This window comes from Wolbachia endosymbiont (group B) of Philonthus cognatus (genome assembly GCF_947179345.1).
GTDB lineage: Bacteria > Pseudomonadota > Alphaproteobacteria > Rickettsiales > Anaplasmataceae > Wolbachia.
The window spans coordinates 983,714-1,008,642 of the sequence record NZ_CAMXBG010000002.1 but is presented as its reverse complement, the minus strand read 5'-3'; the positions used below and the strand labels follow the sequence as shown (position 1 = coordinate 1,008,642).

The 24,929-nt window shown below is 35.4% G+C and carries 13 protein-coding genes and 1 pseudogene; 5 read left to right on the top strand and 9 right to left on the bottom strand.

All coding sequences use genetic code 11. From position 1 onward, the window contains the following. Positions 1-2 precede the first annotated feature (2 nt). The 5 genes and pseudogenes from ONG78_RS06590 to ONG78_RS06570 form a co-directional block, all read right to left on the bottom strand. Positions 3-218, bottom strand: coding sequence for a gpW family protein (locus ONG78_RS06590; RefSeq protein ID WP_253309294.1), 216 nt, complete (start codon positions 216-218; stop codon positions 3-5). Then, positions 208-2,046, bottom strand: coding sequence for a phage terminase large subunit family protein (locus ONG78_RS06585; protein ID WP_264378069.1), 1,839 nt, complete (start codon positions 2,044-2,046; stop codon positions 208-210). The genes ONG78_RS06590 and ONG78_RS06585 overlap by 11 nt, the downstream gene beginning before the upstream one ends. Next, the gene (locus tag ONG78_RS06580) at positions 2,043-3,503 is read right to left on the bottom strand and encodes an ankyrin repeat domain-containing protein (protein WP_264377803.1); all 1,461 of its coding nucleotides are present in this window, start codon (positions 3,501-3,503) and stop codon (positions 2,043-2,045) included. The genes ONG78_RS06585 and ONG78_RS06580 overlap by 4 nt, the downstream gene beginning before the upstream one ends. 2 nt (positions 3,504-3,505) lie before the next feature. Continuing rightward, a complete protein-coding gene (locus tag ONG78_RS06575) occupies positions 3,506-3,982 on the bottom strand; it encodes a hypothetical protein (protein ID WP_264377802.1) in 477 nt (158 codons plus the stop codon). Next, positions 3,970-4,968: pseudogene (locus ONG78_RS06570) on the bottom strand (DNA-methyltransferase); the annotation flags it as partial. The gene ONG78_RS06575 and the pseudogene ONG78_RS06570, both read right to left, overlap by 13 nt. A gap of 510 nt (positions 4,969-5,478) precedes the next feature. Between ONG78_RS06570 and ltrA (ONG78_RS06565) the strand changes: the two are divergent. Both ltrA (ONG78_RS06565) and ONG78_RS06560 read left to right on the top strand, forming a co-directional pair. Next, positions 5,479-6,888 (top strand): group II intron reverse transcriptase/maturase, encoded by a 1,410-nt coding sequence (gene ltrA / locus ONG78_RS06565; RefSeq protein WP_264377598.1) that lies wholly within the window; start codon positions 5,479-5,481, stop codon positions 6,886-6,888. A gap of 105 nt (positions 6,889-6,993) precedes the next feature. Continuing rightward, complete coding sequence (locus tag ONG78_RS06560) at positions 6,994-8,232, top strand: IS256 family transposase (RefSeq protein ID WP_019078875.1); 1,239 nt, start codon at positions 6,994-6,996, stop codon at positions 8,230-8,232. A gap of 44 nt (positions 8,233-8,276) precedes the next feature. On the opposite strand, the gene ONG78_RS06555 is transcribed toward ONG78_RS06560, so the two are convergent. Both ONG78_RS06555 and wmk read right to left on the bottom strand, forming a co-directional pair. After that, entirely contained in the window at positions 8,277-8,972 is a 696-nt protein-coding gene (locus ONG78_RS06555; RefSeq protein ID WP_264377801.1) for a JAB domain-containing protein, read from the bottom strand. Positions 8,973-9,159: 187 nt separating this feature from the next. After that, entirely contained in the window at positions 9,160-10,068 is a 909-nt protein-coding gene (gene wmk, locus ONG78_RS06550) for a WO male-killing family protein Wmk (RefSeq protein ID WP_264377800.1), read from the bottom strand. A 113-nt stretch (positions 10,069-10,181) separates the two neighbouring features. On the opposite strand from wmk, the gene ONG78_RS06545 reads away from it, so the two are divergent. Next, positions 10,182-11,123, top strand: a complete 942-nt coding sequence (locus ONG78_RS06545) for an Rpn family recombination-promoting nuclease/putative transposase (protein WP_264377799.1) — start codon at positions 10,182-10,184, stop codon at positions 11,121-11,123. A 337-nt stretch (positions 11,124-11,460) separates the two neighbouring features. Here the strand turns inward: ONG78_RS06545 and ONG78_RS06540 are convergent, their stop codons facing one another. Both ONG78_RS06540 and ltrA (ONG78_RS06535) read right to left on the bottom strand, forming a co-directional pair. Next, positions 11,461-20,106, bottom strand: coding sequence for an ankyrin repeat domain-containing protein (locus ONG78_RS06540; protein ID WP_264377974.1), 8,646 nt, complete (start codon positions 20,104-20,106; stop codon positions 11,461-11,463). A gap of 550 nt (positions 20,107-20,656) precedes the next feature. Beyond that, positions 20,657-22,240, bottom strand: coding sequence for a group II intron reverse transcriptase/maturase (gene ltrA, locus ONG78_RS06535; RefSeq protein ID WP_264377797.1), 1,584 nt, complete (start codon positions 22,238-22,240; stop codon positions 20,657-20,659). A gap of 996 nt (positions 22,241-23,236) precedes the next feature. On the opposite strand from ltrA (ONG78_RS06535), the gene ltrA (ONG78_RS06530) reads away from it, so the two are divergent. Continuing rightward, a complete protein-coding gene (gene ltrA, locus ONG78_RS06530) occupies positions 23,237-24,646 on the top strand; it encodes a group II intron reverse transcriptase/maturase (protein ID WP_264377598.1) in 1,410 nt (469 codons plus the stop codon). Positions 24,647-24,654: 8 nt separating this feature from the next. Further along, positions 24,655-24,816, top strand: coding sequence for a hypothetical protein (locus ONG78_RS06525; protein ID WP_264377973.1), 162 nt, complete (start codon positions 24,655-24,657; stop codon positions 24,814-24,816). The last annotated feature ends 113 nt before the right edge of the window (positions 24,817-24,929 follow it).

Below are 24,929 nucleotides of genomic sequence, written 5' to 3'. Positions count from 1 at the left end.
TATTATATGATCCCTTTACTCGTTGAAAAAATAATCTTTCTTTTGGCTACGGTTTTCAGTTCAGCTTTAATACGTTGTCTTAAGCTTAGTAAATCATTTATATCTACTTCTGCATAACGGACAACATGGTCACCATATGCAATTGATACTACTCTTTCTCCGCTTTGCAGTTTTTGAATTGCTTTCTCAACTTGAGTTAAATATTCTTCACTGTACATTTTGATTACCAAGCCACTTACTCTGTCTTACTTTTTTAGGCTTTTTACTTTCTGGTTTTTCACTTAAACTATTCCATTTACTCTCTGGCCAACGATCGATTCCAAGCGCAATAGATGCAGCTCTTGCATAAATCCTACAGTCTAATACTTCATTTCTTTCTCTTACCTTTTGCCACTCCTGTTTGGTGTATCCTTTCACCACTTTGCTAACCAATTGCTCTGCCGTTAACTGCTTAAAATATTCAGGTGCATATTCTGGAAAATGACAATATCCAGGTAGAGATTTTCCCTCTTCTTCTTTTAAAATATTAAGTAATTGAAAAAGCTCTGACTTTAATATCGATACTCCTACTGGCCAGAGCTTTATTCCTCTCTTTAGCTTTTGACCACCAACTGTTATATCTACTCTACTTGGGCTGCTAAGTGGTACTAGTGCTTTATTTACACCTTTCACTGCCATTACTCTTCCAGAGCCTTGATGACTCCTTACCCAATTATACACTTCCTGCGTTGCATACCCTGCATCAACCGCCATCATACTTATCATATATTCAAGACCATTTTCACCAATAAAATGATGATTGAGGAGCTCCGAAAGCTTTCCCCATACTTCTCCTCCTCCTGTATCTCCTTCAAATACTCGGTAGTCTATTGACCAACTTTCACGGCTTTTTCCCCATGCTACAACTTCTACTTCTAACCGATCTTTTTGGACATCTACTCCTGCTGTGAGAACCACTTCACCTTTTGGTACTGTGCCTACGGGAAAAAATTCTCTCCTGTTAAATAATTGCTTCCAATCTGGTACTTCTCCTTTATCTACCCAGGTTTCTCCAAGCGTAGTATTTATCCAAACCTTCAGTAATTGTTCGCTTTCCTTTGCATGGAGAAAGTCCTCTACTGCTTGTTGCCAACTATACCAGCCTACTGGACTATAAAGACTTGAAAGATGAAATCCTTTTTTCTCCCCTTCTTTTGCCCCTGTAGCTCTCCATTCTCCACGGTCTAGCATCTCTGTCTTTTGATGATTTTCTATCTTTTCACCACATTCTATACACATATAGTGTGCTGTATTTGGATTTTTATCTTCCCATTTTATTTGTGACCACTTTAAAATTTGGTAATAATTACAATGCGGACATGGTACAAAAAAATATCTCTTGTCTGTAGCTTCAAATTCTTTCTCAATTCTGCTTATTCCATGAATCGTTGGTGTTGATACTAAAAAAATCTTTCGTCGTGCAAATGTATTAGTTCGGGCTATGCTGAGTAAAACTGGATCTCCTTCTCCTCCTGAATCTCCTGGGTAGGCATCTATTTCATCAAGAAAGAGATATTTTACTGGCATAGATCTCAGTGCTACACTGCTATTTGCTCCGGTTATTACTACTATTCCACCTGGAAACTCCTTACTTTGCACAGTATTGCCCGAATCTCTTGACCTTGGGTCTTTTACTTTACTTTTTAAACATGGCGTACTCTCTATTAACGGTGCAAATCTTCCCTTCGACCAACGTTTTCCCATTTCAACTGTTGGCTGTACTACTAGCATTGGCCCTGGTGTTTGATCGATGATATAGCCTATCCAATTGTTACCAGCTTCTGTTCCCCCAATCTGCGCTCCTTTCATGAATACTATTTTCTCCGCTGGAGAAGATGGAGATAGTGAATCCATGATTTCTTTTAAATAAGGAGTTCTTTCCGTTCTCCATTTACCTGGCTCTGATGCTGCAGTTGGTGCTAGAACTCGATACTCATTCGCCCACTCTGATACTTTAAGCTGGGGATCTGGTCTTAAACCTTCAGAAAATGATGTGGCGTATATCATTGTCTGCATCTACTCACAATTGCAACATCATTAACAGTAGAACTACACTCCTCCAATTCCATAAACATCTTTTTCTGAAATTCGTTTTCTATATATCTTTTGCTCATCTCACTTATCATTAGTGCTATAATAATCGCAAATATCCCTGTTGTTGTTGCAAAAATGATTGCACTGCTTATTGTTGTTGCTGTTAACCCTATATATACCGCTATTGCTACTGCACTTACTGAGGTAAAAACACAGATCACACTATTGTATTTTCTTACTTTTGCATCTCTATGTTCTATACACCTATAATAAACTGGTACAGACTTGCCTATCTCGTCTGGTAATTTGATGCTCTTTTCTTTAAATAAAGTTTTTAGCAATTCTAAATTATTTGACTTGATTGCTAAGTGCAGAACATGTGTATAATTTGCTCCTTTTTTCAGCAATAACTTTACTACATGTAAATGCCCTTTTTCCGCAGCAAGGTAAATCGGTGATAGACCTTTATTATTTACAATATCAATATTGATTTCTTCTTTTAAAATTGCATCTACAATCTCAATTTCTCCCATTTGTGCAGCTAAATGGAGTAGACTATTCTTTTCAAAACCGTATTTATTACTCACCAAAGCCTTCTTTATCTCAGGTTTAGCGTAATCAAATGGTGTCTTGCCGCTATCGTCTTTTACCAGAGGGTCTATATCTTCTCGCGTTAGTAAGACCTCTATTGTTTTAAGTCTTTCAGCGTAATGTAGAGGTGTTCTATTTTCGTAGTCCTGCAAATTGACTTGAGCATTAGGCTCCTTTATTAAGCATTTGAGAATATCAAGACATAAATCCCTTTCATCGTAATTAGTATTACTTACAGCTATATGCACAGGTGATAATTTCATCGAGTTTTGTCCTACACGTGCGCTATTTACATCTGCTCCTAGCTCCAGTAATAACTTTACTATCTCCAACTTCTTGTTATTAACTGCATAGTGCATTGGTGTCTGATTTCGTCCATCAAAGACATCTATTTCAGCTTTTCCTTCTCTTATCAAGATCTTTACAACTTCTGCATGTCCTATTCCTGCTGCTAGATGTAATGGAGTATGATGCAAAGCATTTCGTACATTAACGTCAATACCTTTTCCTATCAAATATCTAACTGCATTAACTTCACCTATCATTGCAGCTAAATGAAGTAAGTTATCTTGTTCTGATCCGTATTTGTTATTAATTAGTGCTTGTAATATTTCTGCTTTTTTCCCCTCTTTGGCGTAATCAAGAGATGTTTTACCATCATTATCTTCTACAAAAGGATTAATGTTCTTCTTCGTGAGTAACAAGTCCACCATACTTAATTCGTCAAATTCTATAGCGCAATGTAGTGGTGTTTTTCCGTTTAACCCTCTAACATTAACATCTAATCCAGGTTGATTAATGAGGCATTTTATTAGTTCTAAACTTAAGTTAGCAGACATTATTAAAATTTAGCGTTAGATAATTCTTCAAGTGAGTTTGTAATCTCTTCAGTTAGCGTCATATGAATCTTTTCAGTGTCACTCAGTGATGCAAGCAGTGCTGAAACTCTATTTGGAATATTAAGCAAATTATTACGGACAACTCTTGCTACATTAAATGCTTCGCGCTTTACTTCCTCTACTGCTACAAGTTCACCAATCTCAGCTTTTGCCTTTGCCTCAAGCAATTTGCCACGTTCCATTTCATTTTTTATTCGCGTTTTAAGCAACATCGTGGAAAGTTTTTCTCCGTTTTCTGAATAGTTTTTTCTTCTCAGTGGTTGACTTGGATCTCTTATTGCTGCCACTGCTTCATTTGCTTGTTCTCTACTTACCAAACCATCCTCCAACTCAACTATTCCTTTTTTTACTAAATAACAGACATATTGCTTTGAAAATCCTTGTTCTCTTGCCCATTCTGTTTGCGTTATCTTTTCCACTTTTTTTGCCCCTTTATTTCTTCTTGAATTTGTGCAAAAGTTTTGCCAGTACCGGCTAAAATGGCATCTCTTCTGGTATATATTTGCCAACGTTTTATGGTTACATCTACAAATTTTGAATCTAGCTCTATTGTCCTACAAATTCTTCCTGTTCTCTCACATGCAATCAGTGTACTTCCAGAGCCGCTAAATGGATCAAGAACTATGTCTCCAGATCTACTACTATTAACTATTGCTCTCTCCATTAGCTCTACTGGCTTCATTGTTGGGTGCAGTGAGTTATGTATTGGCTTATCATAAAACCATAGATCACTTTGATTTCTTCCTCCATGCCACTCACGTTTATTGCCGCTTTTCCATCCATAGAGCATTGCTTCGTATTGTCTTTGATAATCTGATCTACCTAGCGTAAAGTGATTCTTTGCCCAAATGATAAATGTTGACCATTTTCCTCCTGCCTCCTCAAATGCTTTTTGCAACGTTGAAAACTCTGATGATGATATGCAGATGTAAATTGCACCTTTCGTATATGCTAAAATATGGGAACAGATGTCATAGAGAAAAAGTTCGTACTTTTCACCTTGATTATCATTTAATATCTTTTTGTCTTGGCTATTACCATAATCAACGTTATATGGAGGATCACAAACAGTAATATCTGCCATTTTACCATCTAAAAGCGCTTTATATGATTCAACTACAGAGCTATCACCACAATAGATTCGATGATCACCTAAAATCCATAGATCACCTGGTTTTGTTATTTCTACCTTTTTGTCATCAATAGCTAAGTCAGAAAGATCTTCTTTTTCACCATCAAAATCATCGAGAAACCGTTGAACTTTTTCCAATTCAAATCCTGTCATTTTAAGATCAAACTGCAAATCTTCTAGCTCTTGAATTTCTACCTTTAAAAGATCATCATCCCACTTTGCCCAATTAGCTGATTGATTGGCAAGTAACCGAAAAGCTTTAGTTTGTGGTTCAGTGTGTCCAGAGAAGGTGAAGATGTTCAGTGGGAGTCAGACCCACCAGGATAAAAGTCGGAGTCCTGTAGCTAGGGTAGCAATGTGGAGGGAAACCAAAATGTTGAAGCCTACCGACAACGTTATCGTAGGATAATGGCGAATTACCAGGCCGCAGTGAAAACGAACACATGGGTGGCCCCGAAAAACTCTAAGTACTAAAGGCCGAGCCCACTGAACCAGGGCGAAAGCAATATAGGAGGCTGAAACACGAATGATACAGCATACCTACTTTAGCGGGGTGATAGTGGCAGCATGGTAATAAGGACATATAAAGCAACTGGAGAAACCCTCCTCATCCCAAGGAGAAAAACCTTGGAGTGGTAGGTTCTATAACTGGAAAACAGGAAATGAACCGAAGATGAAAGGGTGGCGGATGGGTGTGTAGTAGCGAAGAAGTGGGGTAACGCCCATGGAGCAAAGGCACCCTACTAGTAGAGATCTTTTAACAAAAGGAAGGTAAAGGTAAAAATGACAAAAATGCCAATAAAATTACAAGACCTGAGAAGAAAGATATATATCAAAGCGAAAGCAGAACCGGAATGGCGATTCTGGGGAATCTATGTACACGTCTGCAAGATGGAGACACTAGAAGAAGCATATAAGCTAACAAAGAAAAGCAATGGGGCACCAGGAATTGATGGGGTAACATTCAAATCGATAGAGGCAGAAGGCTTAGAAAAGTATCTTCAGCAAATAAGACATGAACTAATAACCAAAACCTATAGCCCAAATAGGAACCGGAGAAAGGAAATACCAAAAGTTGGGGGAAAACTCAGAACGTTGAACATACCCTGCATCCGGGATAGAATAGTGCAAAGTGCACTAAAGCTAATAATTGAACCGATATATGAATCTGACTTTCAGGACGGATCATATGGATATAGACCCAAGAGAAAAGCGCATGAAGCAGTAAGCAGAGTAGCGAAAGCAGCAATCAAAGGCAATACAAAATGTATTGATGTAGACCTGAAATCCTATTTTGATAACGTACGACATCATATTCTCATGGAGAAAATTGCCAAGAGAATAAATGATAAAGAAATCATGCACTTGATCAAGCTAATCCTTAAGGTAGGAGGAAAACGAGGAATAGCGCAAGGGTCGCCGATCTCACCGTTGTTGAGCAATATATACCTCAATGAGGTAGACAAAATGCTAGAGAGAGCAAAAGAGGTGACCAGGGAAGAAAAATATCAACGTATAGAATACGCCAGATGGGCAGACGATTTAGTGATACTGATAGATGGGCACCAGAGATGGGAATGGCTCGAGAAATTAGTGTACAAAAGGTTACAAGAAGAATTAGCAAAACTAGAAGTAAGTGTAAATGAAGAAAAGACAAAAATTGCCAATCTAAAGAGAGGAGAAACATTCGGCTTTCTAGGATTTGACTTTCGAAAGAAAATTACAAAACAAGGAAAGTGGAGAGTACAGATAACACCACAGATGAAAACACGAACAAGCCTACTTCAAAAGTTGAAGAAGGTATTCAGTAACTATAAATCGCAACCAATAAGGAGAGTGATTCAGATCATCAATCCAATATTGAGAGGGTGGGTAAACTACTTTAGAATAGGAAACTCAAGTCGAAGCTTCAGCTACGTTAAACAGTGGGTAGAGAAGAAAACAAGACGCAATATGATGCAAGCCAGAAAAGCAAAAGGATTTGGTTGGGAAAGGTGGAGTAGCGAATGTATATATGAGACCCTTGGTCTATATTCGGACTATAGAATAAGATATTACGTTCCGAAAGCCTTACCAGCACAATATGTTATAAACTTTGGTAAGAATCTACTAGGAAAGCGTAGTGCGGGAAATCCGCATGCTGCGTTTGATGAGGCGGGAATTGGAAACGTAAACATGGGAATTTTGGATTGAGGACCAACATGAAAATAATGGATCAGCCACCAAAGGGAGTGTTAAATAAACTGTGTCAAACCGAGAAGTAAAGTAATAAATTGATATAAAAAATGGAGGTTTGACATGAGTCAAAAAATAGCAAATAGAACTACCGGTTTGGTAGACTATAAAGAATTAGAAACAAATATCTTATCATCTATACGAGAAGGAAGACCATTGACAGGAAGAGATGGTGCATTAACACCATTTATAAAAAAACTGCTAGAGGTGAGCCTGGAAGGTGAGATAGAAAACCATTTGTCAACTGAAAGCGAAGAAAACAACCGAAGAAATGGTAGAAATTCAAAGACTTTGAATACAAGTTCAGGATCATTTGAACTCTTCACGCCAAGAGATAGAAATGGGAGTTTTGAACCTCAGGCGGTTAAGAAAAGGCAAACTAATCTACATCCTGAGCTTGAAAAAAAGATCCTGAGTATGTTTGCAAGTGGCATGGGCTACAAAGATATAGCATCGCATGTTGAAGAAATTTATGACCACAAAATATCAGCGGCAGAGATATCAAGCATTACCGACAAATTACTGCCAGTGATAAATGAATGGCGCAGTCGACCGCTGCAGTCTGTATATCCGATAGTTTTCATGGACGGCATGTTCTTCAAAGTCAAAGAAGACGGACGGTGTGTAAGCAAATGCATGTATAACATATTAGGTGTAGATCAAGAAGGCAAAAAGGAGGTTTTGGGCTTCTATTTGGCTGAAAGTGAGGGAGCTAACTTTTGGCTCGGTGTGTTAAATGACCTCAAAGAAAGGGGTGTAGAGGATATTCTAATTGCTTGTGTAGATGGGCTGAAAAGCTTTCCTACGGCTATAAATAGCGTGTTCCCTAATGCAGAGGTGCAGCTATGTATAGTGCATCAGATAAGGAACTCGCTGAAATATGTGTCTAGCAAAGATGTGAAAAGTTTTATGAGCGATTTGAAGAAAATATATCAGGCTTCAAACAAGGAAATTGCTGAAAATTATTTGCTGGAGCTGGATGAAAAATGGGGCACGAAATATCCAATGGTTATAAAGTCTTGGCAGAATAATTGGGAAAATTTGTCTGGCTATTTTAAGTATTCTGACCCAGTGAAAAGGCTGGTTTACACTACAAATCCAATTGAGGGCCTGCATAGACAAATCAGAAAATTTACCAAAACCAAGGGCTCATTTACCAGCATAAGTGCCTTGTACAAACAGGTATATTGTGCTATAAAAAAGGTGGAAGAGAAATGGACAATGTCTGTACAAAATTGGGCATTAACCGTGTCTCAACTTGATATTTTCTTTCCGAACAGATTGAAAATTGAGTTGAATTAAAAATGCGGTTTGACACAGTTTATTTAACACTCCCCCACCAAACCCTAAAGAGGCGCGCCAGTTCTCGACCCTACTAACAGCTCTCTTTCCTTAAAACTGCAATATCCTTTGTCTGTCATAATAATGTGATCCTCTAGTTCAATTCCCACTCCTTGACATGCTGATACTAATTCTCTAGTCATAACCTTATCATCTTCTGACGGTTCCAAACTCCCTCCTGGATGATTATGAGCTAATATTATTGATGCTGCTTCCATTGATAACGCCTTTTTTACCACTTTCCTTTCAGATAGGTGTACTTCGTCTATTGTACCAAAATAAACTTCATCTCTTATCAAACGGTTCTGTTTATCCAAATATATTATCTGAACAGCTTCTTTTGCTGAAAAGCCTATGTTTACCCTTACATACTCTATCAGCTTTTCTTGACTATCCATTACCGGGCCTCTCTTTAACCCTTCTCTTAGTGCCCTCTTGTAAGCTTCTTTAACACATTCAATTGCTGCGGCTGCATGTTCGGTCATTCCTTCTATCATTTTCAGATCATCGATTTCTCGTCCTAAAATTTCTCCTATTCCTGGGCAATTATCCATTAAAGTTTTAGTAACATCTTGTGCTTGCTTTCTGTCATGAACTGCTCCTAGAAGCACTGCCATTATTTCACGATCAAACAGAGCACTTCCTCCTCCACTCTGTAATACTCTCTCTATTTCTTCTGTAAGTTTTTCACTATTATTCATAAAATATACTCCTCGTTAATAACAAATTGTTTTTAATTGTTTACTGCTGTTTTTTATCAGCATTGGCATAGAGCCATAGCTTCCGAGTGAAGTCAAATCAATTTTTCAATCTTTTTTACTTATTTTTTCATGAATAGGTAAAGATATTAATACATATTTATTTTCAAGTTATGTAAAAAGGTTGTTGTTAATCAATTATTTTAGAAATAACATCAGTAGAAAAACCTAACTGAAGTAAATTATTTGCAACTTTCATTCCCTCTATTTTATCAATCTTCTCTTTGTAAATTTGCTTTCTTTGCAATAGAAATTCTACCCATATATTTAGCTCATCTCGTGATTCTTGATTGTCAATTTTTCTATATTCTCTTGCCAAACCTAATAACTCATTTTCTGCTTCACCATCCTTGCAATCATTTTTTTTGTATTCCTTTATCAGATCTTCAGTATCCACTGATAATTCTCTTGCTATCTCCCACAACCTTTCACTTAAAAGAGTAACGCTACCTTGCTCATAATGATGTATTTGCGAGGGTCCCACATTAAGCTTTTTTGCTAACTCTTCTTGTGTATATCCTCTGATTATTCTCCACTTCTTGATCTCTTGCCCTCTGTTTGGCTCGTATCTCTCTTTATCAGCATATTCTTCAATTGATAAGCCTGTTGCTCGATAGATAATCTCAGTAGCAAACCCTGCCTTAACTAGATCTTTTGCAATTCTTATTCTTGCTGCTTTTATATTACTTTCTTCCTCAGTTCGGATAGATTTGGTTAATGCATAAATTGCTTTTCGTCCTTCTATTCTTTTGTATTTTTCTATAAAATTATACATTTCCTGGCTCCTAGCTTCATCAAAACAACTGCTCTCTTTTAGCACTTTTCGTCTTGGAAAGAGATTTCTAATAGGAATTGATAACGCCTCTGCTAGGATTTTTAACTTTTCAGTTGGAATGCCACATGTTCCTTGCTCGTATCTTATCAGTGTATGATAGTTTATGTTTGCTTTGCCTGCTAAATCTTTTAGGGTATATTTTCTTTTTAACCTCCAGCTCCTTACTTTTTGCGCTATTTGGTACCTTATCGAGATATTTGCCATAAATATTATATAGGTTAATACTACAAAATAAAGATATACAAAATGTTTGCATTTTAGTTGAATATTTCTTCACAATTGTGTATAATCATTAATGCTTTTTATCTTACTTTCTCATGGCTTTTTCTAAATTTCTTGATGCACGCAACGATTATGCCTTCAAAAGAATATTTGGCACCGAGAAGAATAAAGATATTCTTATTCATTTCTTGAACGATATTTTAGGCTTTACTGGCTTGGCTGCTATTCACGATGTTGAATTCTTAGCTACCATTTTAGACCCTGAAATTGCCGCTAAAAAACAGAGTATTGTCGATGTTCTTTGTAAAGACTCTCAAGGTTCAAGATATATTATAGAAATGCAGTTCACTAAGACCAAGGGCTTCGAAAAACGTGCTCAATATTATGCTGCCAAAGCCTACTCAAGTCAAGCTGATCAAGGTGATGATTATCATAACCTCAAAGAAATTATCTTTATTGCTGTTGCTGATTGTATTATTTTTCCAGATAAGGCTGAGTACAAATCTAATCATGTCATTTTAGATCAAAATAGCTTTGAACATGACTTAAAGGATTTTTACTTCGTATTCATAGAACTACCAAAATTTATAAAGACAAAAGAAGACCAACTAGAAAATATAGTAGAAAAATGGTGTTACTTTTTTAGATATGCAGGAGAAACAAGGGAAGAGGATCTAGATAAGATAGTTGGTAGTGACGTAATAATAAAACGAGCTTATGAAGAGATGAATAAGTTTAATTGGTCAGAAGAAGAGTTACTAGCATACGAGCAAAGGAAAAAACGTCTAATGGATGAAGTGGCTGCTTTTGCTCAAAAATTTGATGAAGGTGTTAGGGTTGGAGAAGAAAAAGGCATTCTAATCGGCCATCAAAAAGGTAAAATTGAAGGTAAAATTGAAGGTAAAATTGAAGGTAAAATTGAAGGTAAAATTGAAGTTGCAAAAAACTCACTCAAGGCCGGTGTCTCTATAGATGTTATAGCTCAAATTACCGGTCTCTCTCATTCTGAAATTTCACAACTCAAAGAAAAAACATAATATTCCTACTTATTCACTTCAACATTTATGAAAACCTTCTCTAAGTTAGAAATATCCCCTCATTAAGAATCTAGTGAACTGTCTAAAATGGCTATAAAGATTGCACATAGAATTATATAAATTACTATCATAACGTTACCCAAACTTCTATATCAAAGCTATGTGCTGTAAGTTCAATATGGAAAACACATTAACCACTTAGCATTTAATGTCTACTTCATCCATTTTAGTATTAAGACTATCAAACTTGCTACTGGTTTCCCTAATTATTTTGGCTACCCTCACTTTAAATTTTCCACTACTTGGCATATTATAGCTCCACCCCTTATATTATAACTCACCTATTGAGATTACCCCTAAGCTTGGTTACTCCTATCTCAGAAAGAAAAGTTGATACTTTTGAATGGCTGTGAACTGAAGCATTACTTAAATAACTTTGAGGCTCTAAACTCATTTGCTTTGCATCATCAACTTCTAATCTACCATCCCTGTTGTGTAATATCTGCTCTATTGATTGATTTAGCAGACCCTTATTAAATTGAGCTATAAACTTGTCAAATTTCTTCGGACTTAATTTACCAGCTTCTTCATCAGGACATGCTTTCTCTACATACAATTTTAAAATCCCTGAAATTTCATTAAATTTACCACTCATGACTTTTCTAGTAATCTCTTTCTGCATTCCTATATAATCAATATTTAATCGATGCATTGATACACCACTTTTTAATCCAGCTTGCTCTACTACTTTCTCAAATCCCTTTGTAATATTGAGTGCATAACCTCTTGCTTCTAATAAAGGTACAGATTGATCTGCTCCAGATATATATTTTTTACCCGTAAACTTTCTTACAAGCACGTCAAGCAACATTATTGTACCATTTACATCCATTTTTGCATCAACTTGTGAGATTGAACTCTTAGTATTTGACGTTCCCTCAGATTTAGAACTTAATAATCCACTTATTGAGCTTTTTACCCAACCAAATAAATCATTTATCCATGAAGATGGTCTTGTACCATTACTTGTAATATTCTCACTGCGACGATGACGAGTTTGCTGTCTGCGTCTGCTATGTCTATGCTTGTGAGCCATAGGTTGGTCAGATAACATAATAACTTCTGGACTACTTTTTGTATGATTGAAGACATCATTATAGACTTGATCCTTATATTCTTTTTTCACAACATTCACGTCTCTTGCACTACTTATTTCTTCCTGATGCTCTTTCAAGACTACTTCTTTATCAGCAAACTTTATTGATAATGTTCCCATTTTAGGTTCTTCATAAAACTTACTGAGTGTAATACTACATAGGTCATTCTTAGTAATACTAGCATCAAAAGCATTCGTTATCATTAGATCATTACTATTACTACGAACAAACGTATAGTTTCCTCCTTTTCTAGGTGTTATTAATTCTGTATTTTCTTCTACATCTTGACTTGTTACAATAATAACTTCTTTATCCTTTTCAAATACTAAAGGTAATGGTTTTAAACTCCACTCATTGTTATCAAGGTTAATTCTCATAGGAACATTGTCCATAATCACATGAGTCTTGTTATACCAATTAATCCCATCTTTTAATCTCACAGTAAAATACTCATGTTTTATTATTTTATTGACAGGCAAATCTTCAGTTGGCTTTACTTCAGTTACTGTTGCTTTTAATAACAAATCATTTGCAGATTTTAGAACTTGTAATTCAAAACTATTTGAGAACTTACCTTTTGCTTGTTGTACTAAATTTTTCAAGTCAATTGTATCTACTGAACTTTCTACATCAAGGTCATAAATAACCACTTCAGGTAGAGGAATTTCAAACCTTTTAGAATCAATCACATATACATTTTCACCACCATTGCCCACTAAGTGACTCTTTTGTAGTGGATTATTATGTATTACCTCGTAATTTCCACTTCCTATTGCAACAGTTTCATTGCTTAATAGTGATTGTATAAAGAATGACATTCTATTTAGTCGATTTGCTACAACTAAGTAATCCTTTATAATTTCATCAACTGATTTATTAATGTTCTCAAGCATATACAGGTTGCCCCTATTTCCTACTTTTATTTCAGTATTATTACCTAGTCTATAAGAAGGATTAGATGCACCAGAGATTGTTATATTAAATTCCTTGTCTGACATTGGTGAAAAATTGAACGTGATTATATGTGAAGTCTTATTTAGTACATTTATATTTCTCACGTCGACATTTTTTATCTGAGCAGGCTCATACTCAAATGCAAAAGTATTATTTAAGTTCAATGCTTCAGCAGTATAAATGAAATCAACTTTAGCGCTACCAAGTGCATATGGTACAATATAGTGAAAATCTCCTTTCAATGCTCGATTGTATATAACGGTATTAGGCCTTACCACTATTTGCATCTCATAAGCGCAATCCTTGTCATGTATGTTTATGTGATCTACAAATCCTTCACTACCACTTTGGCCATCTACAAACTTAATATCACTAGTATCACTATCGCATGTAATAAACACTTGATCTGCTTTAGCTTTTCTACCTAAGAACTTATTTATTCCACTCATTCCAAAAAAGTTTTTTCGATAATAATCTTCAACCTGTCCTATATGTAATTTTACATCTATAGATTCTTTTTCTGGAGCAAATGATGTAAGATCTAAAGTGTTCACTCCACCTTCTCCATAAAAATATCCTGTTATAGAGCTTCCCTGTAAAATAAATATATCGTCTTTATTACCACCGAAATATCTTTTAGATCCATTATTCACTACAAAGATATTCGGACTATCTATAAATCCTTTTGCATGATCTGTACCTTCTCCCAAGTTAATGAGAGTATGATTCCCTGTTTTAGTAGATAAACCAATTGCATTTTCACATAAATAAGATCCATAACTTGGAACACGTTCATGATTTCCTCGAGGTAAACAAAACAATTCTCCACCACTTGGATTATCTGGCTTTGCTCTGCTCCATTTTATATCAGTTCTTTTTCTATCAAGCTGTACTGTATTGTCTAAATCTACCTCAAACTTGGTTGTACATTCCTCAGCATAACGTGTAACTGTACGTGTTTTTAAACATCTACCTCCCAATCCACCGCTGTCACATATACTTGTTTTATATGATACTTTACGACAAGAATCTACAACCGACTTACCAGTAGGAAAGACATAGCTTTGAATATCACTATGTTGTTTTAAATACTCAAGTCCTTGTTTAACTAATTGATTATAAAGTTGTTTTTCTTCTATTAACTCTTCTATATGTTTTTCAGGTTGCATACCAATAAATGCACGCAACCCTTCAATAAATCTTTCATTTCCCTTAAGATGAATAATCTGGTCAATTTTATCAACTCTTTTTACTGCCATGTAAATATCAGTACCAACAAATACTACAGCGCCAATTGTAGCTCCTATAGGTCCAGTAATAGATGATACTCCTTCTAATACCTCAAAAGCTTCAGCAATTTCTATACCAATCTCTGCAGCATCAACACCTAAGTAAATACTATCTCCTACTACGCCAACCAATGCTTCTTCAGTACCATTTTTAAATGCTTTTACCTGATTTACTAGGTCATAGACAACAAAGGCAGAAGTGCCACGAGCAAGGAAAGGAGATGCTGCTCTTAAAGATCTACCAAGTAATAACTTTCCTTCTGAAGCTAATTTAAGCCCTTTGAGAGATGCAGCTTCAGCAACTTTAGCAAATCCTTGACCACCTGCTATAAAACCAACATTAATTGCTACACCTTGATAATCTCCATTTAAAAAGTCAGCTAATACATTTTTAGCCATCATGCCATGCATAGTCATGCCTGAGATTCTTCCAACTCTACTCAGATGACTCATAACTTTTTGATTACTGATAAGCTTACTCACAAGGCCTTGAGAATTACCTCCAATTTTAACCTCACTTGCTAATTGAATAAGCTGAGAACGTTTTTCCTCTGGTAGATTTTCAAGATAACGAATGAACTTCTTACTATCTATATTAATCTTACTGAGATCTCTTATTTCATCTTTTTCTTCGTTAAACTCATCTACATCTTCCCACGTAAATAAACATTCATTTTCAGCGTTTCTTTTCTTCCTATGACTTGAGCCTGGTAAACATTCTTTTAGAGAGTAACCAACTTGTACAGTTAAATCACGAGCAAGTAGAAAAAAAATATCTTCATGTTTACGTTGATTAGCATAGTATAATGGTCCCCTATCATCTTTATCAGTAATGCGTATATTGGCACCTTTTACCAGTAGAATTTTCACTGCTTCTTCGTGACCATTCATAGCAGCATAGTGTAACGGACTTCTGCCATCTTTTTTATCAGCAATATTTATATTAGCATTATTTTTTAGTAGCACTTCAATTATTTCTTTGTTACCACTCATAGCAGCATAGTGCATAGATGCCTTACCATGACCATCAATAAAATTAACGTTTGCTCCTTGATCAATAAAATTTCGAGTACCACTGGCATCTTTTTCTTTTACAGCCTTAAGTAATCCCTCATCTTTTGCTTTTTGATCATCAACTTGATTCAATACTTTGCTCCCTCCTTGCTGGCTCTGTTGCTGATAATCTGTGGGAATGAGCTTTAAATAATCCTGCCACTTATTGGCTTTTTTTAATTCATTAACTAAATTCTGCCGCTCTTGACTCAGCATATCTATCTGATTGTTTTTAATTTTAACAGGATCTATATCCTCTCCGATTAATGCACAAAGAGCATTAATTGATTTTTCATCCTCAGTAAATGTTAAAGCCTTAGAGATTAGTTCTGTTGGTAAATCATTTGAATCTAATACATTACCAACTATCTCAAGCAAGGGATTACCATGCTCTAAGATATTACGCAAATTAATCTCGGCCAGCAACTTAGAAATTTTATTCAGTGATTTCTTTTGCTTACTTTCTTTCAAAATATTCATTAAATCAATAAGAAGTAATTCTACTAGTGCTCGAAACTTTTTGTCATGCATGTAGCGTAATACTAGTTGATTTTTTGGTGTCTCATTCGTGTTTAATAAAACTTTTTTTAATAGAGTTACCCTATTACTTAAACACTCAAGAAGCTTAGGATCTCGCTTTTCTCCAATAACTAGGTTCAACAGTATTTTTTCTGATTTATTATTCAGTTTAAGTGATGTAACAAATTTTGTGTGATCTTTTCTATCAATAGGAACATTTTCATTTAGCTTCTGTAATAGGCTTTCATAATTACTATGGGAGTCTTTTACTACACTCTGATGACTTATAAAATTTTCTGTATCACTATAACCAGATTTTAATTCCCCTTTACTTTGTTTTTTGATCTCCAATATATTGACTAACCTTTCGTATTCATCTCTTTCCAAGGTAACTTTCTTATTATAATGGCTAATCAATCTTAATTTTGCAGAACCAACCTCTTTTTTTTCAGCGGAAATATTATTTAATACAATATCTTTTTCCTCTTTAGTGACATAGTTATTCTTATTTAGCATATTTTCTAACTCTTTTATTCCTTTAAATTCATCGCTTTCAAGTAATAATACAGTTTTTGGAGGTACACTATGACTATGACCATTTCTATACAACTCTCCCTCTATCATTTCCAAGAGGAGATTAATACTCCTCACCCCTTCTTTGCTAGGGAAACTGTTAATAATGCTATGTTCAAAATAACCTGTATAGTAACTACCTTTTATTTCAAGAGGGTTAGAATCAAAAAAATCAACCTCTTTCACTATAAACTCTAGTAATCTTTTAATAAAGTTCCACTGCGGCTTTAAATCTCCAACTAGCTTCAATTTTTCCCTTATAGGTGATAAGGTTCCTTCCTTATTCTCCAACGTTATGTCACCACCCTTCAATTCCTTCCTGATTTTATTTACATCTTCTTCGTTGGGATAATCCAGTGTACTAATGTTAACTTTTAATTGAAGTAACAAACCTTTAATATGATCCCAATTGTTATTATGATTGTCAATACGTTGTAGTATGTGTTGTATAGTTTTGATATATTGTGTAAACTTACTCATCATAATACCGTTAATACTTTTCCTAGCACTCTCTCTTTTTTTTACCAGCATGTTTTGATTAACCGAGATTAACGTAACTTCTTTCAGAAGTTGCATTGAAAGACCAGTGTGACTCCAAGTGCGCCTGAAAAAACCATCCTGAAACATCTTAAAAAAATAACCATAATTATTTATTATATCTCCTACCATGCTAGAATAAATAAGCACCTCAGGCTTCCGTACTTCTTCAGGCATTTCCTTAATCCTTTCATTTAGAAGATCTATCCCTTTTTGAATTAATGCCTTATCTACTCTCGGTTTATGAATCTTAATAACTTCATTAATTCCTTTTTTTATTTTCTGTAAGTCCTCATGAACTTTATCAAAAATATCACCTTTGTTTTTTTCAATCTCTATCCTTGTGAGTAATTGTCCTTTATCCACATGAGATAACAAATCTCTTAAGCTTTTTAGCTGTCTAATTGTTTCTATAGGTATTTCTACTTGAAGTAACGCTTCTGTAGCAGGTGATAAATGAAGAGATTCATCAGTACTCTTAAGAAATTCTCCAATTACTTGCAAAATTCTCTCAATAATTAACTGACCAAATTCCTTTTCCATTTTTAAGTCTACTGATGATAGTTCTTTCATATAATATAAAATTTTCTTAAGAGAAAAATCATCTCTCATATATGGCAACAGCGTCAAACTGTTCGTTTCCTCATCAGGCATCTTAGTTACTTTTTCTCTGATATTATCTATAATACTAGTCTTCTCAAGCTCATCTTTAAATTTATATAAGCATTTTTGAAAATCTCTTTTTTCGAGATATATTACTGCACTATAACCTAATCTGTCTTGATCAATAGTTGATTTTACACCAACAAAAAAACCTTTATGAAGCCCTATATCTATACTTGTTAATTTTTCTCTTCTCTTAGGTAAGTAAAAGCCCCAACCCTCACTAACGTGATAAATAAAATGGTATAGCTTAGATTCTATTTTTTGATATGACCTACCTGGCATTTTTAACCTTTGCTTTAGCAAGTATAAATTATCTAAAATTAGTAAGGATACGTTAAAATCTAGTTTGCGAAAGTATAATTCATACATTGTGTATAACATGTATTTCGAGTATAATGTGCTTTTATCTAGCAAAAGCTCTTTTATTCCTGCTTCATCTTTAAGTGAAGATTTTCGTAACCTAGCCTCGTCTTCATTTGAATATTTTTCATACACACGGAAAATAGTAAGAATCATGTTTTTTATAGCTTCAATCTCATGTTTTCTAGTGATAGCCTCAGAAGGATCCGTGGTACCAATCTTACTATTAGCTCTTAACTTGCTAAGTTCACTATATAGCTCAATTTGAAAAGAATTAAATTTAATTATACTGTAAATATCAACTAACATTTGTTGAGGTAATCCTTTTCTAATCTCTAATTGTTTCTCATAATCATCACGAGCATTAATTAGTAATTGATTCAATACTTTTAAATTTTCAACTACATGACTTTCATCATATCTTGTTTTATGTCCTAACCAATGAAGGTCACCAGACCAGTAATCGTAAAGCATTTCAAGCAATTTAACATCACCAGAACACATAGCGTGATAGAATGCTGTCTTCTTCATATCAACTTGTTTTATATGGCCTTCACTAGATAAATAATGTAAAATTTGAGATTGATTGAGCAGATAATCAAGCAATTTAGGCTGATTATATTTACATGCTAAAATGATCAAATTGGTATTTCTAATTGGGTTACTGTCATCATTATAAAATGTTTTTATCAATGTCTTATCTTCTATTCCATGTATGAAGCTAATTAATTTACTTAAATTTCTTAATCTATTAATATCTCCTGCTTGTATCGTTTTTTCAAGCTCACTTAAAGTTTGAAGATAAAGATTTTTTCTTTTTTTATAACCAATGTCTTTTACATCTATGTCAACTTTTCCTTGATTATTAATATAATAATACTTCTTCCTCTCTGTATCATAATGAATAATTTTTTCATTTTTAGTATGAAGTTTCTGATACTCATTCTCGAATGATTCCCTAGATGACAGCAGTAAAAATCTATTTAATTCTATATTTTCATGACTATTGGTATTAACTTGTGACACGTAAGATTTTCTTTGATTATCAATGTTTGGCTGATTGGGTTGACTATCAAGGGAAGTTTGTTGACTAGGAATTCCTGGTTGAGAAGAATCAGCTCTATTATTAATAGAATCAACAGGCTGGTAATTATAAGAAGAAGATAGATGATTTTCTTGCTGGATTGCATTTCTTATTTTTGCTTTATTAAGTACTGGTTCAAAATGTGCATTACCTCCGTTTACTACGTGTATAGTATTTTCTTCATTATAATTCATACTATTTACAGGCTTAGAACTTTCACTATCTATGATTTGATCTGTACGTACCTCTTCTCCATCTACATTATGCTTCTCAATAACATGTAGCTTTACTCTATATTTTTCACAAAGTATTCTACCTTCAACTTCAGGATCACCCCATCTATTGCTATTTAGAATATTTCCTGTATAAGAATCTGGAGTTTCCTTACGCACCACACCATTATTATCATGACTGTTAGCAATAGCATTTATGAACCATTCTGGTGGATTATTTTGTGCAAACTCTTTACAATGTTGCCGCAGTTGTTTAACGGTAACTTTTATTCCTAATTGTTGTTCTAGTCCTTGTCTAAACGAATCAAAGAAACAGTTTCCATCTGCAATCGCTTGTCCTACCTTAAAATTCTTTGGTAACTTTAAGTTATCATCTGAACGTTTAAAGCGCTTTAAGCTAGGCCTACTATCAAGTTGCTGCTGTAAATCTTGCTCCTGGCTATATTGAGAAGATCTTTTAACTTGTCTTATACGCTGTTCTTCCTCCAGTGGCTTAACGACCTGTGAATTCACCCCTTCTTTTTTTGAATAATCTATTTGGTGTTCTACCTTCAGCATAAAAACCCCCGCTTGTTTTACATAAAAATCTAACTATATCAAGCTTCTCATATAGTAATTAGTCAAGATCGGCAAAGCAAGTTATAATGCATATTTTGGTATTTTATTTTTAGGCTGCTTTATTTACAGTTTTGGGCTTCCAGTGCTGTGACAAAGCTTGCCCATTTTGTTTTTAGATTTTATTTCTGCTATAAATTTACTCTGATTTTCTTTACGATTTTCGAATGGATTAGCGCTAATTTGACAATATATTTTATTAAGAACTTAAATAATATAGCCATTTCCAGCACCAAAAACCAGCTAGCGTGTTATCTAAGTGGAGAAAGTCACCTCTCCCCACTCGACTTCAAAACCGGACTTGATAGTTTCCCATCATCCGGCTTCTCTCTAATTTGGTATGCATACTTCCATGTAATTGATCGTGGCAGTGCTTATGAAGCAAGGATAGATTTTTCATGTTATTATTGCAATCTTGATGATGTACATGTGTTAAACCTAAACCAAAGATAACAATAATTACATTTACCTTGCTGTAACTTCAGTAATTTTATTACTCGTGATCTGGTAGTTTACTTAAACGATTCCCCCAGTATGGCCAATCTCCATCATACGGAGACCTATTTCCATTTACTTTGATATATCGTTTAATAGCATGATCCCTATGTCTAATAAGATATAGCTTGTTACTTACCATATACCTCCAATTGTCGCTACCATACTTTTTAAAGTATTTTCTTTTGACCCAACACCTTCTTTTGTCATGGTGTCTATAGACAGCCCATTTCCAAAGTTTGTTATGCATAGAGTAGTCTAGTAAGTTAAAGACTTTACTTGAGACTACAGAGGTGTAATATTGGCTCCAACCCCTTATTATTGGATTAAGTTCTTTTATTACAGCTTCTTGTGGTGCTGCTCGCAACTCTTTAAGCTTATGTTTAATAGATAACAAGTGTTGGCTTATAGATTTACGACTTGGTTTAATCAATAACTTGTAACCACTCTTATTTTGACGTGTTTGATAATGCCTTATTGAAAATCCAAGAAAATCAAATCCTGGCTTTTCCCCATTTAGGGATTTTAGTGTATGTGCAATTCTTGTCTTTGATGACTTTAATTCTAATCCGACGGGTTTTAGCCATTTTTCGATTAGAACCTTTGCCTTCAAGACAAGTTCTTCGCTCTCGTGTAAAACCACAAAATCATCGGCGTACGTAATTACACTAACTGAATTTTGTGCCTGTTTGCGAGATACTCTACCATATTTCTTTTTCGCATATTGGAAAAGTTCTTCCTTAAGTTCTTCTTTGATATTTTGTTCTAGTCCATATAGTGCTACACATGCAAGTAATGGAGAAATTGTTCCACCTTGAATTGTGCCACGTTTAGTGGGATTAAACTTTTTATCTTTCATAATGCCTGCTTTCAACCATCCTTTTATAATTCTCTTTAGAGTTGGTGTGGTATTAAGTTTTTCGAGCAGTGCAGAATGTTTAATATTATCAAAGCATCCGGAAATATCAGCATCCAATATAAATGCTGTTTTCTGACCAAGTGCGATAAATATAGCTGCTATTGCATCATGACACGATCTACCAGATCTAAAACCGTAAGTGTTAGGCTCAAACTTTGCTTCCCATTCCGGTTCTAGTGCCATTTTGACAAGTGTTTGCTTTGCTCTATCTGCTATTGTAGAAATACCGAGCGGGCGATACTCCGATGGCCTACCAGATTTTGGGATCCATACCCTTCTTGATGGCTTTGCCTTTTCTCTTATATTTAAAGAATTTGCTAATAGCAATCTTTCCTTTTTATTAAGATTAGACTTTCCATCAATACCTGCAGTCTTTTTCCCTCTGTTATCCTGAGTTACCCTCCTAACAGCGAGCATTCTTGCACTTGTTGATTTTAGTAATAATCTCTGAAGTTTATGCATCTTCTTGATATCATTACATTTAGAAGCTCGGTAAATTCGTTTTTGTAGCTTAAATGAAGATTTCTCCAGCTTACGCCAGGGAGTTTCATTCCATTCATACCTAACATTTTGTTGGCTCATAACATATTCACTACTATTCACAACTTTACCTTCCAAACTACAGTGTTTACGTCTGCATATCCCAAATATTACTTTAGGCATTAGCTTCTTAAACAATCCCTCCACATAGAAGCATTCAGTGGGCCACCTTCTTAGTTATCCTTTTTAAACAAAGGATAATAAGAGCTTCCATGTGGTTACTCCGTTCCATGAAATCGTTTCACGTTAGACTTAGGTTCTTACTATTTGCCGGGAGATTGAAAACATCTTAATTAGACCTTCTCATTCCAATTATTCATTCCTCCGTACCTTTTGGTTTATGCGTATCAACTTTATTTCGCATATCACGAATAACGACAATTCAGACATAAGTTCCTTTCGTAACCATATCTAACTTTCTTAGGGGGATTTATTACAAAGTTTAATATTACCCCTTTTTAATCCATGCTTGCACCCTAGAAAGTCGCCACTTTTCTAAAGTGTGGATTATGCTTTCAACCCGATGTTAGGGCGGATGGAATTTAACCATCACGATTTCATGACTTTCGGGTCGCACGAGAAGAGTTTGTTTTGGGATCTTATGGTCTAGTGTGTCCAGAGAAGGTGAAGATGTTCAGTGGGAGTCAGACCCACCAGGATAAAAGTCGGAGTCCTGTAGCTAGGGTAGCAATGTGGAGGGAAACCAAAATGTTGAAGCCTACCGACAACGTTATCGTAGGATAATGGCGAATTACCAGGCCGCAGTGAAAACGAACACATGGGTGGCCCCGGAAAAACTCTAAGTACTAAAGGCCGAGCCCACTGAACCAGGGCGAAAGCAATATAGGAGGCTGAAACACGAATGATACAGCATACCTACTTTAGCGGGGTGATAGTGGCAGCATGGTAATAAGGACATATAAAGCAACTGGAGAAACCCTCCTCATCCCAAGGAGAAAAACCTTGGAGTGGTAGGTTCTATAACTGGAAAACAGGAAATGAACCGAAGATGAAAGGGTGGCGGATGGGTGTGTAGTAGCGAAGAAGTGGGGTAACGCCCATGGAGCAAAGGCACCCTACTAGTAGAGATCTTTTAACAAAAGGAAGGTAAAGGTAAAAATGACAAAAATGCCAATAAAATTACAAGACCTGAGAAGAAAGATATATATCAAAGCGAAAGCAGAACCGGAATGGCGATTCTGGGGAATCTATGTACACGTCTGCAAGATGGAGACACTAGAAGAAGCATATAAGCTAACAAAGAAAAGCAATGGGGCACCAGGAATTGATGGGGTAACATTCAAATCGATAGAGGCAGAAGGCTTAGAAAAGTATCTTCAGCAAATAAGACATGAACTAATAACCAAAACCTATAGCCCAAATAGGAACCGGAGAAAGGAAATACCAAAAGTTGGGGGAAAACTCAGAACGTTGAACATACCCTGCATCCGGGATAGAATAGTGCAAAGTGCACTAAAGCTAATAATTGAACCGATATATGAATCTGACTTTCAGGACGGATCATATGGATATAGACCCAAGAGAAAAGCGCATGAAGCAGTAAGCAGAGTAGCGAAAGCAGCAATCAAAGGCAATACAAAATGTATTGATGTAGACCTGAAATCCTATTTTGATAACGTACGACATCATATTCTCATGGAGAAAATTGCCAAGAGAATAAATGATAAAGAAATCATGCACTTGATCAAGCTAATCCTTAAGGTAGGAGGAAAACGAGGAATAGCGCAAGGGTCGCCGATCTCACCGTTGTTGAGCAATATATACCTCAATGAGGTAGACAAAATGCTAGAGAGAGCAAAAGAGGTGACCAGGGAAGAAAAATATCAACGTATAGAATACGCCAGATGGGCAGACGATTTAGTGATACTGATAGATGGGCACCAGAGATGGGAATGGCTCGAGAAATTAGTGTACAAAAGGTTACAAGAAGAATTAGCAAAACTAGAAGTAAGTGTAAATGAAGAAAAGACAAAAATTGCCAATCTAAAGAGAGGAGAAACATTCGGCTTTCTAGGATTTGACTTTCGAAAGAAAATTACAAAACAAGGAAAGTGGAGAGTACAGATAACACCACAGATGAAAACACGAACAAGCCTACTTCAAAAGTTGAAGAAGGTATTCAGTAACTATAAATCGCAACCAATAAGGAGAGTGATTCAGATCATCAATCCAATATTGAGAGGGTGGGTAAACTACTTTAGAATAGGAAACTCAAGTCGAAGCTTCAGCTACGTTAAACAGTGGGTAGAGAAGAAAACAAGACGCAATATGATGCAAGCCAGAAAAGCAAAAGGATTTGGTTGGGAAAGGTGGAGTAGCGAATGTATATATGAGACCCTTGGTCTATATTCGGACTATAGAATAAGATATTACGTTCCGAAAGCCTTACCAGCACAATATGTTATAAACTTTGGTAAGAATCTACTAGGAAAGCGTAGTGCGGGAAATCCGCATGCTGCGTTTGATGAGGCGGGAATTGGAAACGTAAACATGGGAATTTTGGATTGAGGACCAACATGAAAATAATGGATCAGCCACCAAACCCTAAAGAGGCGCGCCAGTTCTCGACCCTACCCATTTGTACCATACGAACTTTTTATATGGTGATTTTATTACACGCTAAAACTAGCCATATTAGCCCATTTTATCCATATCTATATACGAAATGGCTTGCCTAGCTTTGTTGCAACAGTTTTGCATTTTTGTTTACACAACCCTATTTTTACGCAATGTGTTCTCACAAAGGTAGGCATTTTTCTTGCATCTTTTAAAAGAGTAAATGATTAAATTT